The following is a 15,208-nucleotide window of genomic DNA, read 5'->3' as shown; positions in this document are numbered from 1 at the left end:
AGCCCTTAAACCAACTCGTCGAGAACCTCCCCGAGGAGCAGCCCAAAGCTATCTTCGGACTCGTCATCCGCGACGTTCGGTGCAACCGAGGACCAGTCAAAGCTGTCCAGTGCGAGTTGAGGACCGACTTCGGATGGCAGCAACGCAAGGTAGTCATCGAGGCCAGTCGTTTCAAAGTCCCCGGTTACGATCGGAGCTTGAGCAACGCTGTCCGAGCGGTCTGTCGCCAACGTGGGCATCGCGGTCGCTGAGACCCACATGTCGCTGGTTCGTGCCGAAGCACCTTCACCCTCCCCTTCACCACCTGCCGATTGGGAGTTGATGTAGTTGATGACCGAGAGCACATCGATCGGGCTCGCGAATCCATCACCATTCACATCCAAGTAAGGCGGAACTGGATTTCCTGGAGGAAGGCGTCCACCACCGGTGTTGTTGATGAAGTTGACGATATTCAAGACGTCGATTGCCGAGACGAAGCCGTCAGCGTTCACGTCCAGAGCATTCGTTGGGTTCTGGTAGGGGTTCCTACCGATTCGAATCATGTAGTCTTCGACTTCCCCATCTGGTGCAGGACCAACTGGCTCAAGGATTTCCGTCGAGCTAAATCGGACACGCATCGCCACATCGCGGTCGGTCACGGCCGTGTTCGGCACGTTGAACGAGACCGTGTTGTTGCCATTAGCAAATCGGCCGCCGGAAGGAAGTTTCTCGGAAGGCTCAAAGGTGCCATTGCCGTTGTAATCGATCCAAGCATTGACATATCCGACTCGCGACGTCGTGATGCCTTGAACGTTCACGATGATCGATCCCGAGTAAGCCGCTGTCGCGGAAACGAGAGTCACGCCATCGTCCAAGTCATCGGCGCGAGCATCGGCGTCGGCCGTCAAATTCGCACCGAGGGAGAAGCCTTCCACCACGGAGTGCCGAGGACCGTTATTGATCTTCTTCGTCGAGTAGATCGGATCGGGCGCGTCGCCGTAATCAAGTCCTTCGCCAAGGAAGATTGTGGTCACGGTCGATCCGTCCGGCTCGGTCGCTCGCATCGGATTTCCTGCGACATCGCGAATCCCCGATACCGATTCGATATTGAGACCGGCGACCCCGAGAGCTCCTTCGACAAACACTCGGTTGTTGAGCGCCGTCACTTCAATGCCAGGAAGGTTGCGAGACTCGATAGCTTGGATGAGCAAGCTAGCGATTTGGCTAGCCGACTGCACCGTGAGCAAATCGATCACGACGGGGACGTTCCCAGAGCGTCCGGGTGCTCCGACGACTTGCAATCCTCCATTGGAGGAGAGCAATCGCAAATCGGCTTGATCGCCGACCGCAATGAATCCGCCAGTAGTGAATGTCGCTGTCAATCCGAGGCCTGCTCCGTTGAGAGCTGCGACGACCGAAGCGGAAATTCCATCGACTGTTCCCGCGAGAGGAACGGCGATATTGGTTGGAGTGCTCAGGATACCATTCGAATCGAATTCGAAAGTCAGGATCGTACTGCCCCGTTGGACCGAGAAGGTTTGCCCGTCGGAGAAGCCGGTTGGCTGTCCATTTTCGCTAGGTACTCGGAATCCATACGTTGGCAAGACTCCGGTTGCACCCGATTGCGTCAACCGACTGGTGTCGGATTGCACACGGATCAAGTTGCTACCCAGAATCTGAAGCTGGCCGTTACCGATCGATTGGATCGATAGATTGAGAAGGGTGCCGCGGACGGCGGACACGATCTTCTCCGCCACAATGGTCGGCGAATCCTGGGTATCGAACGCGACGGCGATATTACCGGGGGTGACCACCGAGTCATTGTCGAATTCAAACGTGACCAAGCGGAATCCGTCGTCGATGCGGAAGGTGGTTCCATCCGCAACAGTGTGCGTGATTCCGTTTCCGGTTTGTGGAACGGTCAGACGAATGCCCGTGTCGAGTTCGAAGTAGGTGCTAACGTTGCGATTATCAAGAATCGCGTACGTGGTGCCATCCACGGTGGCATTTGGTTCTGCCAACTGAATCATCGATTCGTTGGTGTTGATAAACCGAATTTGATAGACCGACTCGCCCTCCCAAAGGCCCGCCAGTGGGGTCAGGCGGATGATGTTGCTCATCGTGTCGTAGCCAAAGCGGTAGTCCAAGCCTTCGATCAGAATCTCGCCGTTCTTGTAGACGAGAATTGAACTGGACGAGACTGTCGATCGATCGATGCCTGTACCTTGGGAGGTATTGCTGATCAACGAGGTGTCGACAAGTTGGATGTCGAAGTACGAGAACGTTTGCCCGACAATCTCCACCGTTCCGACGGAAGAATTGCGATCTGCTCCCAGTGCATCGTTGTCGACTGGATTGATGGCGATCGCGATAGGTCCAGAGAAATCAGAACGATCGGATGCACCACGATCCTTGAAGACCGACTCGCCGAGTCCTGGAGGGGCTACAACGTTTGGATCATCGACTCGCAATTGTCCAGTGATGTCGGTGGCTGGGGTGATGATCGGCGAAGGAAGCAATCCGAGTGGTTGTTTGACCGACAACAACGCGGCCCGATCCGCCAACGAATCGATGGACGCATCGATCGCAAGCGATCCCGGAACCGGATAGAGATTGCCGGTCGCTGCATTGCTAAACAATGGAACGTTCGGACTTACTACGATTGGGAACTGGCCGTTGTTGGCAACACCCGTGGAGTTTTGCGAGTTGTGCTGGTAAAGCGTTCCGCCGACCACCGTGCTATTGCTAGTCGGGTCAACCGAGATGCCGGTCGTGTGGTTGACAACGATATTGTTCAACAGCGTGGGGCTCGCATTGGGGCCGATCGAAATCCCAACCCCGCTCGCTTGGTAGAGCAACCCAGGTCGGCTGGAAAGGGCTCCCACCGCATCGATATCGGCACCGACCGAATCGCCACTGAGCGATCCTTGGTTCAGTTCGTCAGTGAGACGAACGAACTGGAGTTGGCTTAAGCTGTTGTATCCGAACGCGTCCAAATCGATATATCGGTTATTGAACGATGCAACACCGACATTGCGATAGGTTACGCCATCCGAGCTAACCTCGACTCGAACATTCTCCGATTGACCGACTTCGTAGACCACCAAATCAGGACGAGCGTCGTTGGAGCCAGTCAGAATGTTGTTGGTGAACTGCAGCACGATCGATCCGCCCCGGCCGAGCGATACAGCACCTTGGCCTGCAACAGGTTCGCCGATTCCCGAGAAATCGGGCAATCCCAACGCAGCGGCTGGAGTTTGCAAACCAGCGATGGGGACTGGGCCTCCACCGGCGGTTGGATTGTAGCTCACGACGGCATCTGCGAACGCGACGCTACCGAGCGAGTAGAAATCGTCTGCAATGATGGACGGAGCTGGTGTCGAGACCGGTGTTACCGATCCCCCGAGGATGGTGTTGTTGACAATCCGAGCAAACGGAACAGATGCAGCTGGAACGTCTCCTTGCACCGAATCCCCTTCGATGCGAATACCACCGCCGAAGTTGCCGACCAACTCGTTGTTGACGATCACAGCGCCCGGAGCGAGCCGTGCGTTGTTCAGCGTAATCGTATTGCGAACCGATCCTGGGTTGGGAGCATTGGAATTCGGATCGCGATCGCCCGCTTCCAACGTAATACCAAAGCCGTTCGAGAAGGAAACTCGCGAGTTCTCGATCACAATCTGACCTTGCTCGCGCGGCGTATTGCGGTCCCCTTGGAAGGTCGTCGAGCGATACTGTCCAATATTGACGGGTACCGTCGCATCGATGGTCCCAACCAAGAAGATCGTATCGGAAGTGATACCGGTCGTCGCACCGTCCGAGGAAATCGCACCGATCTTCAGGACGCTCTGAACCAACGAGGAATTGATCAAGTCTCGAATGCGGGATGCGATGACTTGAGCGGATTCTCCGCTGAACGGATTGTAGGGAACCCGAATATTTCCGGGTGCTACGCCGCGAGCGGAAGATGTGGCGGGAAGGGAGACGTCATCGAACTCGAGCACCAACGCATTAACGCCATCGCTCAATCGGATGGTTTGCCCATCCGCAATGCTGCTGGCTGCGTTGAAAGTGATCGATTGCGTCGCCGATTGCGGAGCATTGGGGGCAAACGATCGAATGAGATCGAGTTCCACATTGCTTCGGGGGTTGGTGACCGTTCGTGGGCTGCCGTAATCCGTGCCGCCGCGGATCTCCAACTGGTAGGTTCCTCCCTGAGGTCCGGTGTTGTTTCCGACCGTCACGAAGCTCGTATCCGATCGGGTGCCGGTGACTTGCTCGCCACGCTCTGCAACTCCGATGATGAAGTCGTCCAGATACACACCTTCGAACGCATTGTTTTGGGCTCGGAAGGCTGGGCGGTTGAATGGGTTGTTGTTCGAGCCAAAGTTATTGGTTCCCCATTCCGACAACGCATCCTCGGGGCGAGCCGAGGTGACGGTGAAAGGTCCGGGCGAGCTGATCTGTACGCCGGTCATATCGAGGAACACGCCTCGTTGAGCGAAGGTGTCAAATCCATCCACACCGACCAATGCCTCTTCCATCGCGCGTTTGACTTCCGTAGCGACTTGCTCGGCCGTCATGTTTTGCGAGACGTAGACAGGGACAGCCGTGCCATCGACCAAACCGTTACCGCCTAGGAGCGATAGTGCCGAATTTGGCGAGAGAACGACGTCGCGGACGCCGTCGAGTTGGACGCGGTTGTCGAGAACGGTGATGTTCTGACGCGGCGTGACATCGATTACCAATTCGTACTGACCTTGCGATCCGCCGTTGGTTCCACTTCCCGATACATTCGGGTTGTAGTTCGTGTTCGCAGAACCGGACACGCCGATGTAATAAACGCCGTTTTGCGGAACATTGAAGACGATTCGCGAATCGCGAGTTCCGGCAAAGTCGTTGTTAAACGCAAGCTGCTGTCCGAGGCTATCGAAGATTCGAACGTACGGATCAAGCGGGGAGCCCAACGTAGTCGCACTCGCGGTCACGACCACTTGCGTGCCCGCTTCCAGAGTCATGCGAACCAAATCGATATCTCGATCGAACGCTGGATCCAAGTTCGTATTGTCACCGATCGCGCCGATGCCGCGGACTTGCTGAAGACCACCATTGACTCCAACAGAGAGGGCTCGGATCAAGGTGTCCGATCCACCCGCCGGATCGGCGAAGTTCACATTGTTGACGGGCTTCGTATAGGTCGCTGCACGCAACGCATCGTGGATCTTGATAGCGAGCTCGTTGGGGGTATCGATCGCCGTGTAGTTGATCACTTCCCCTGCTGGAGCCGTTCCCGTGCCATCCCAGAACGTGAACGTGGTTCCGAGAACACTGAATGTCTCCAGATTGCGAATACCCGATCCGCTCGGCACCACAAGTCGGGAGCCCATCTCGATTTCGAACTGACGTCCACCGATGTTGAACGTTTGACCGTCCGATAGCTCCCGACCGGCTACCATGCGCATCTCGAAGTCGCGGCCACCCGTGAAACCGTAACCCATGCCGCCAGCGGTGCTGAACTCGAAGCGGAGGCGAACGTCTTTGTTGCCCGCCAACGAACTCATATCCACACGCGCTTGCCGCCATGCTACGGCAGGCGCTACGGCGCCCGCTGCCAAATTGTTGTCAATCGCTCGCTCGATCGGGGCTTCCAACACATTGTCGTTGTTGGTCACCATCAAACGCCATTGGCCATCATCCCCCGCGGCGTAGACTCGGAAAGAGTCTCGCATTGGGTTGGTCAAACCGGATGTCGTATCCTCGGTGCTGAGGAAGTAGTTGAAGTACAACGTCGGCTTATCCCCCGACGCGATACCGCTCAACGAGAAGGACTGGCTCTCGAGAACCCCAGCTGCACCACCTGGGAAGTTGTAGGTGTTGGCCAGAGGTGTCCCAAGTGCGCGGGGCTGTGTCAGAGGGTCATTGAAGTTGTTGAACGTGACATTGTTGTTCGCGAACCGATTCTCGAAGCCGAAATACCAGCTCTGACCACCGTTCGCAGCGACATCGCTTCGATCGGTTGGCGCGTTGAGCCCGTGTCCTGCATCGTTGGACCGGTTGTTGCTAACGTGCCAAAGGTTGTAATCCAAATTGGAGAAGGCGAGCCCACTCAAATTCGAGATGCCTGTCGAAACGCGCGATGTGCCGTTTGCAAAGACGTTGACAAAGTTCCCGTCGGTATCGAACGCGTAGATGTTGCCCGCAGCATCGGTACCGAACAAGACATCTTCGTACTGTCCACCGCCCGCGTTTCGAGGTCCTGCCGTCAAACCGGTGAACTGGATACCCGAAAGGTTATAGGAGGTGGTAACGTACGTCGCGACATTGCCAGGGTTGTTCCCTTCCAAAGCGGACTGCGGTATGCGATACAAACCACCTTGATCGCTGACCGCGTAGAGTGCATTGCCGATTTGGGCGATACCGGTAATGTCCCCTCCAGGAGGAATGCCGATCGCTCGTGAACTGCCTGTGGTGCCGATCACGTTCGCGTTGACGAACTGCACGACGTTGCCGTTCGCGACAGCCGACAATCCAGCAAAGCCTGCCGAATTCACAGCTTGAACGAGTCGAACTGCGATCGTCGCCGCGGTATCTTCCGCGAGGAAATTGACCGCAACACGACCGCTTCCGACATTGCCGGTCGAGCCAAGATCGCGTGCGACTCCACGGCTGACCAGTGTCCCGAAGGAACCTGTCAGTGCGCCGCTGAAGTTGACGCGAGTGCCATCGAAACCGATTTGAATTCCGGGAGCAATCACCTGGCGAAGCGATGCGACGAACTGCTCGTTGTTCATCGTCGGTTGATAGAAGACCGATCGAACACCTGGAATCACCGGAGGTACTGGATTGGTCGTGATCCGATACGTCACTCCGTCGATGAGGAATTGGTCCCCATCGAGGAGAACTCGGGTCGGATTGTTGATCGGATCGAATTGTAACGTCAGCTCAGGGCCAGCGTTGAACTCGAATACGATGTTCGTGTTGGGCAATGCTCGCAACGTGATCGTGTCGCCATCCGATATCAGCGAAGTCGTGTTCGCTGCGCGGACTTGGGTCGCCTCGGTCACCGCGACGCTCGTCGAAACCGCTGCTGGGTTGGAGGTTTGGATGAATCCTCGCTCGGTGACGCTTGTACCTGCTCCCAGGATGATATCGGGAGGATCAGGGTTGCCAGCCGTCACGATGTTGAACGCATTCACCACCGCAGGGGTACTATCTCCGGCTCCCGTATTCGGATTGAACCGGTAGAGGATATTGCGCGTGTTGGGAACGCCGTTGCCCGGAGCTCGGTTCGCGACTACGAAGCCCGCTTCCTGGAACCCGCTAATGCTCGCGAAGGTGATGGCTTGGAAGGTCAAGCCAACGTTGTGGTCGGTGAGCTGAAGATTGGGATCCAGCTGTCGTGTGGTCACGCCAAAGTTACCGTTTGCGACTGCTGCACCTGTCCCCGGATCGATCAGCATGTAATCTGCCGAAGCATCGTTGCGAACGTTGCCAATGGCACCACGGAATCCGCGGATATCGCCGTTCGGACGGATGGCCACATCGCGAATATCGCCAGCTGCGGTCCCTACGAAATTGGAGAGTTCACCGGTGAATGGATTGGCTAGATACAGCTGCGACGACCCGTTGGAGACTTCTTGCAGGAGGTACATCGGAACATCGCCCAGCATGTACTCCACGCGGGAAGATTCTGGCAAGAACTGTGGCACGATTGGGCCTTGCGCTGCATTGCCTCGTCGGTTATCGACCCGATCTTCGACAATGTACTGCCCTCCGTTTATAGGCTGGACCCGAACACCCGAATCATCTGCGGTCGCATTGCGGTTCAATCGGTTTGCGATCACCGTGGGAACCTGCGTCTTGCTCGTCACGGCGAGGAAGTAACGACCTGCTGGCAGTTCCACCGATCCCAAGTATGGGTCCAACGTTCCGGTCGAACCACGACCGAGATCCGTGTTATCTGCGGATCGAAGCGACGTGGCGCGATCGTCTAGGATATTGCTGTCTTCCCCTACATGGATCAGATTGCCACCTGCGTTGAACAGGTACATCGACATATCCGCACGGCCGATGCCGTCGGCGTAATCGATATCGAATATGGTCGACAGGTATTCCGCGAGTGGCGACACCAACTGTTGGTAATCGATGTCAAACGAATACCAATCGATATCCGTGTTCGAGGAGAGACTGCCTGCAACCGCAATCGTGCTGCGATCCGTTTGAAGGATGTTCCCTAGGTATTGAGCCGTCGCAAATGTGTTGTTGTTGACGTTGGCATTCTCCACTTCAGCCGTTTCACCGACGAGTGGGGAATGACGAGGTACACCGGAGAGGGTGATACCATTGGTCGCATAGCGAATGTCCGCATGCGAGATCGACGAACCTGGGTACTCTTGCGCTTCCCCTAGACGGATCTGCATTTGGTAGGAGCCTCGAGAGCGGCCCTGACCCACCGATGCTGGATTGCTCAAAGCAGGGGTTCCAGCCGGTTGACCGGGGAACTGATTGCTGCTTCGTACTCGAACGTGGTACAAGCTGGCTACGTTCTCTTGGCCAGGGAGTACAACTCGGAAGCCCGCGTCTTTCAAGTTGGTGCTGAAGTCATCCCTCGCTTCCCCTGCGGCAGTGGTGGCGACTTGCGACAAAGGGCTCTTGCGAAGAGGATTCGCCGAGTTACCGGTCAATGTCGAATAAAGCGGGTTCGTCCCCGGTTGGGTTTCTTCCAAATAGGAGTCGTCCGACAAGGCCAAAATGGTTCCGTCAGCGGCGATCAATTCGATCACCGTATCGAGCCCCATCGTGGTGCGATCAATATCGAACCACACTTCGGTGCGACCGTTTGCTGTGAAGCTGTAAACGTCTACGTCGGTGGGCTTGTTGATCGAACCTTGAATCTCAAAACCAAGTCGCGCATTCTCATCCCCACCGCTGATTTGGCGAGCGAGCTGACCAACATATTGAGCGCTCGTCGGTTGATCGTTGGAAGATGGAGCACTGGCTCGTGCTGATTCCTTCTCCGTGACGACCGACACATTGCGATCGTTGGAGTAAGTCTGCATCGAGACGCCGGACCAGGATCCCGGAGTGGCTTGTCTCTCGATCGCGGTCGGAACCAACTCCAAGAAGCTGGTCATCCGGGCGGAAGTCGAGTTCGGCTCAACACTCCATGCGAACGCCGTTGTCACATCGGAGAGCCCATACACGCGACCCAGAAGAGGATCGTTGATCGGCGGGAGATTGGCGGTGTTGATGTTCCCTGCCAAGCTGTAGGTCGTACCATTCGTCTCGATCGCGTTGGCCAAATCGCGGTATTGATCCGCAGCCCAACCGAGGTATGTCGCGTTTTGAAGATCGGTGCCGGTTTGATAAACACCGCCGTGCGAGAAGCCGATTCGCTCCGCACTGTCGATGGTGTAGGCGCGGAAATCGGGCTGCCCAGGAGTGCCGGCTACGTACAAGAAATCGTCGCTCGGACTTTGAATGTCCTCATCCAGATAGTTGACAAACGAAATGTCGCCCAAAGGTCGATCGCTATCGAGAATCAACGTGTTGAACATTTTCGAAATGCCATTGTCGAATCGTGTTTCGATTCGCCATCGAACCACAGCATTGTTATTCCCTGTGAATGTTCCTTCGCTGACGACCAAGTCCGGTGAAACAAGGGTTGGCTGTTGGGTGATCGTGGTATTGGCCAGCTCAAAGCCACCCCCGTTCGATCCCAGATCGATGTAGTTCGTGAAGTCGAAAATGACGTTTGCATTCACAAACAACTGGCTTGTGCCTTGGGCCGTAATGCCCGAGGTGCCGAAGAAGCTGATGTTTCCACCCACTTCCGGAGTCGCGGAGAAGAAACCTGGGGTGTTGATGTTTACGTCATTGTCGATGCGGATGCCGTTGTCGACTTCGGGGCCTGTTGGGAGGCGGACAATCGACTCGCTCGAGCCGGAAGTTCCGTTGTTGTCCGTATCAAAGTTCGGGCGACCATCCAAACCAAACCCTGCACCGACTGAGTCGTCCGCTAAGGCTGTCATGACAACAGGGAAATTCGGTTGCCCGACAATCTGAATGCTTCCTCCGATACGGTTGGAATAGTCAAGCGGAGTACCTGTGGCATTCAAACCAGCCAGCGATGAATCCCCGCCGAATTTGACAACGAGGCTTTCCGTGGCAGAACTCTTCAGCCGTAATCCCCCATAGGTGTGGAGATTGTCCGAGGTAATCGTGGTGCTGACCACGTGCACCATGTCGGTGTCATCCCACACGCTTTGAGTGGTGAGAGTCTGGCCGCGAACTTGCATCCCATTGATCGAGTTGCGTGACAAACGGTTGCCCCGAACCAATGGCCCTTGGTTTTCGACGAAGTCCGATCTGGTTCCAATTCCACCGGTCATGCGGCCGGGATCATTGATCAAGTCCGAGTTCAAGGAGTTCACGTCGATGCTGATGGCGGCACCTTCGTTGTCTGCGATGCGATTGTTGACCAAGATCGGCTGCGCACCTCGAACAAAGATCGCTGCCGGCACATTGGTTCCCCGTCCCGTTCGGCTCGAGGTGGTCGCGCTTTCAGTGCCATCGAGACTAAACTCGATGCGGGAATTAGCCATCCGGAAGTCCGATTGATGAACTTCGATAGGATTGAAGGATGCGAATCCACCTTCGATCCGCGTTGTGCCCCCAGCGTAGGCGAGACGGACATTGTCCAAGGAAGCCGCGCTACCATGGCCAACGAAAATGCCTCCCCAGTCCCCGGCTTTGGGGTCCAAGTTGCTTTGCGATCCAGTTGTGTCCGATGTGCCTCCAATACCAAATCGAGAATCGTTAACGCTGGTAATGACAACGGGAAGACCCGGGGAGCCTTCGGCCATCAAATTGCCGCCGTTGCGGATCTCAATACGCGATCCCTGAGCTTTGATGATGGTTCCGCCGTCGACTACCAAACTACCGTCAAGCCGCGAACGGACCTTCACCGCGAGATCGGCAAGAGGGGCACCGGTTACGGTTCCATTATCGATAAAGCTGGTCGAAACTGCGTTGATTTGTGCGACGAACGAATAAGTTCCGCCACCCGTTGCATCGCTTCGATAAATGCGACGGGCAACGTAAGGAAGATCGGTACTGATCGGTGGTAGATTGTTCAACTGAATGGAACCGTTCGCAGCCACCGTCAACGACGAGGTCGGGACGGACGCGAGGCTCTCGTTACCCGCTTGATCGACGTAGACCAAACGGTAGTTGTACGTCCCTGCCGCCAAACTACCTGCTCCGGCGGTCGCCAATGTGACGATGGATACCGGTGGAGCAGCCACATCGAGGATACCGCCCCCTGGACGACCATCGATGACCAAGTTCTCGCCGATCACGTGAGGAATATCGATGTCATCGAATCGAGCGGAAACAGTGATTGTCTCGGGGTTTTCGGCCACCCCAGTTCTGGTCCGGATGAACAACCCATTCAACGTGTTGTTCACAACACGGTTGCCATGGATATCGGGACCAACGCGATCGTAGTCCGAAACAAAGAACCCAGTCGATTGGGAACGAGGGTCCAAGAAATTGTCTTCTCGGAAGCTATTCGGAGTTGCCGACATCGCTGCGTCGGCACTTCGTGTGATCAAATTGTTCGCGACCGTTGGGCGGCTATCGACAATGTGAATCGGTGTGATGACTTGCGAAACCCCATCCACCAAGACTTGCCCACCACCGAATCGAATGTCCGAGTGGACCACCGTGTTGAGGAACAAACCGTTTCGCTCTCGGTCCGCGCGTGTTTCGTCGCTGCCATCAATCCGATTTCGGAAATCGATTCCCCCCCAGTCACCAGGAGTTGCAGCGGGAGGCGTTTGATCGGGATTGACTCCGACTCCCACGGTATCGTTGATCGAAGTAACGATGACCTTCGTATCCGGTGTTCCGAGCAACTGGAGTGCACCACCGCTTCGATCTACGCTGACCGTTGAGCTTCCTGCACTGATGCGTGCGCGCCCCACCTTAATGATGGCGCCGGCATCGATCATGACCGTTACGTTCTTCGGAACATCGAAGGTGGCACCGTCTGCGAGCGCCGATCCAAAACGATTGAAGCCAATTTCGTAGGCGCGATTCTGGGTGTTGCCGAGAATCCGAACGACCACGTTCCGTTCGCCATTGGGGAATGATCGCGACATCGCGTCGGCGTTTGCCAGCGCGGCGGCGATCGTGTTGTACGGTGCCGACAAAGTTCCATTGCCGCCGGTCAGAGCCGTCTTGTCGACCCAAATGGTGTAAGCCGAGAGATCGGGAACACCAGGAGTCGTTGTAGCTCGATCGGGGCGGGTCGGAACAAACCAATAGTTGAATACGCCGCCGGGACGTCCGTCCCCGTCGCCATCGAGTGGCGTTGCGCTTCCATTGGCATCGACTAAAGAAGCTGGGGCTGGAGGACGGTAGTCAATACGCAGTTGGTACTTCCCTTCCGATTTTCCTCCCAACCCCGAATCCTCGATGCTCGGATCGTACGATGTGTTCCCCTTGGCGCTCACACCGACGATGTACTCGCCACCTTGTACGAAGTCCAAGCTGATTCGTGGGTCTTTGCTGAAGTAGTCTTCGTTGGCTGCAATTTCCACCCAACGCGGAGCAGCCGAGGTTCCTTCATTGCGATACAAGCGAATGGAGGCATCGAGCAGACTCGAATCGGCTTGTCGCTCCGCCGCGATCTCCAAGTTGATCTGCCCCCCTTGGCTCGGAAGGGTGAAACGGTACAGATCGATATCCTTCCCCTCTGGCCGAAGAATATTTTGGCCGTGCACAATGTCGTGGGTGCCCGGGAAAACCCCTTCCGCCACAGCGGGGTTCAAAGGCGAATTGTTTTGGACGGTCGACTGTGGCAACTCGTCTGCATTGCCCAAACCTAGCAACACACCGATCCCTCGCATGAACGAGCGGAAAAGCTCGGTACCAAAAAGCGTGTCGTCCGCGGTGTTGAAGTCTTGGATGTCGATCACGACCGCCGAGATGGCGGGGTTCGACGACAGCGGCCCTGCCGCATAAGTGAGTCCGCCTGCCGCATTGGCTTCGATCGGAGTCAATGCCGTGAGTGGATTGATCGCCAACATGTCGCCCACAGCCACGGTGAAGCCAAGGGAATCGCTCTCGACGAATCGAACTCCCAAGTACTTTTCGTAGAGCGAGAAGATTTGGCGCACCAAATCCTTTTGAGGCTCCGTGATCGCATTCAATTGGACGCTGCTGTTCGCAGTTCCCAAGGCCGATGCGAAGTTGTAAGGGATTACCGCGATTCCATTTTGGTCGATACGCGTGACGTGCTGCTGATAGCGATTGTCGCGATTGCCGGCTTCATTGTTCGCGCCAGGGAAATCGAGAGGGAACGGGTTCGTGTTTCGGATTTCCGAATCCACAATCACGGCCTTCGATCCACCTCCCGCTGCCCAACCTCCACCCAAATCGGTCGCCGAATCATAGCGGCTCCCGGGATCGGTAGCAGGGGTTACTTGCACGACGCCACTGGCCGCAGGAACCTCGTTGTTACCGATACGCAATCGCAACGCGGTGATCGGCAATACCGCTCCCGTCGTTGGATGGACCAATGCATCCAGATTTCGCTCGAATGTTAGTGTCGATCGATTCAGGATCGCATCGTAGTTCACCGCCACCGGCACATAGACAAAATCGTCGGCGCCAGAAACCGTATTGTTGGTGTAAACGAGCTGGTAATACTCCGGCTTGACCGCCTCTGCCGGATTGAGATCGTCGTTGTTGAAGTAGACGTGGACCACATTTCGCAACTGCGAAAGGGATCCATTGGAATTTCGGACAACGGGCTGCGGAACAACCGACTGCACCGTTGGACCCAGATCCAAATCGAACCGAACGCTGCGGCTTACACCGCCGTTGAACGGAAGACCATTGGTGCTTCGCAATGCGAAGGGACCGCTTCCGAGAATGTCGATCAAATAGAAGTCATCTGGCAAAGATTCTGCGAAGCGGATTATGACTTCGCGGTCGGTTTCCCCAAATCCAATGAACGAAGGTTGAATGGCCACATCGTCGCCACCCACCAAGGTCAGCGGGGAGTAAGTGGTCGAATTGCCGCCGATGCGCGTGCTGGGAGAACCGCTGACCAAACGAGCGCGAACCAACTGGCTCGCATCGCTCGAACTGTTGATCGCATTGATCAACTCCGAAACGGTGGTCGAGAATCGGAAGTTGCTGTTGACCTCGACCCGGACTACGTTCCCGGTCACGGTGACTACCGGTGCTGCTTCACCACCGAAATCCCGCGAAACAACTTGTACCTGCGTCCCACCACCACTCGAGCTGGGGAGGACCGACAGAAACTCAACTTGGAGTGTATTCGAACCCGAGTTCAGGTTGCTCGAAACGCGGGCTGCATCCGCACCATCCAACGTCAAAACTTGACCTGCCGGAACGAAGTCGGAAATGATTTCAAATTCGGAACCTCGCAATCGCTTGACCAGGACCTTGCTGGCGACGGTTGCATCTTCCGTCATGGCGCGGATCAAATCGGAAGCGGTGGTCTTGAAACCGGGTTGCGTGTTGACCTGAATGTTGATGCGGTTGCCCGACACGCTCAACACCGGCCAACTTGCAGGCTTGCCGCCAATACCGCTGCTGCGCTGTGTTTGTGTGAAGACCAGCTCCAGCCCATTCCCTTGCTGCCCAGGAAGTGACGCGCTGAAGTCGAGGACCACGCGACCGTTGGTCCCCAAGTCGGTGCTCAAGTAGGCGGACGAGAGAATCCCATCCGTCCCTGCCCGTTTGACTTGGATCCCGGAAAGGGTCGACGGATCGATCCCCGAAGAATCGTCGAATCGCAGGACGATTTCACGAGGGCTCGACGACAGGACGGTCGCCCCCGTATTTCCCGATGTCAACGAAATCAACTCACCCTCGTTCGGCTGCACACCGATCAATTGAGGGCCTACCGCCATCAACTGGCGGCTTTCGAGAGATTCCAACAACGACCTGCGAACCAGGAGCTGCTTGCGCTTCTTGGATCTGTCTTTTCGTGGATGATTGCTGGAGAAAGAACCACTTCCGGTACCGACGGTGGTCATTGACGAACCTCTTGAGGAGCCAAAAACAGGGCAATAACGAGTAGGAGCTCTAGGATGAGCCGCATTTTCGAGTCTAATTCGACCCAAGCGCATTGCAACGAATCACTACGACTTGATAACGAGTTCCTGAAATGCAAGTCGTTTTAATTCCT

Annotated in this window: 1 protein-coding gene; it reads right to left on the bottom strand. The window is 56.0% G+C overall.

All coding sequences use genetic code 11. From position 1 onward, the window contains the following. Window positions 1-5: 5 nt before the first annotated feature. Window positions 6-15,056, bottom strand: coding sequence for a GEVED domain-containing protein (locus tag SH467x_RS07220; RefSeq protein WP_482370601.1), 15,051 nt, complete (start codon window positions 15,054-15,056; stop codon window positions 6-8). Between the last annotated feature and the right edge of the window lie 152 nt (window positions 15,057-15,208).

Origin of the sequence: Brakhagea slesvicensis (assembly GCF_052161625.1) — a bacterium.
In the GTDB taxonomy this organism is placed as follows: Bacteria; Planctomycetota; Planctomycetia; order Pirellulales; family Pirellulaceae; genus JBKCUI01.
This window is presented reverse-complemented; position numbering and strand designations above follow the sequence as displayed.